1 protein-coding gene is annotated in these 385 nt (G+C 50.4%); it reads left to right on the forward strand.

Annotation, left to right across the window (positions count from 1 at the left end; translation table 11 throughout):
* Positions 1–385 (forward strand): DNA cytosine methyltransferase (locus tag A3764_RS23845; protein WP_161487478.1); only part of this gene is annotated, 385 nt, incomplete at both ends.

The following is a 385-nucleotide window of genomic DNA, read 5'->3' on the forward strand; positions in this document are numbered from 1 at the left end:
CCTGACCGTTGTCTATCGAAAGTATGCCCGGCTCTTTGAATATTATTTGACGCTGGTGAAGAGGCTTCGCCCAAAAACGCTGGTGATGGAAAATGTGCCGGGCATACTTTCGATAGACAACGGTCAGGTGGTCAAGGCGATACTTAGTTCATTGAGTGACCAAGGTTACAGTGTTGCTTATGAAACGTTGTCCGCCGAACTCTATGGAACGCCTCAGGCTCGCCGCAGGGTGTTCATTGTTGCTAGCCGCATTGGGGACGCCGCCGAGCTATTGCCTAAACCAACCCATTGGTCCAAATTTTTGGATGGGCTTGGACGAAGGAAAAGTGAGCGACCTGAGGGCGCAGCAAAACGAATTGTTACTGTTGGGAACGCAATAGGAGAT

This window comes from Sulfitobacter sp. HI0129, from assembly GCF_001635395.1.
GTDB lineage: Bacteria > Pseudomonadota > Alphaproteobacteria > Rhodobacterales > Rhodobacteraceae > Sulfitobacter.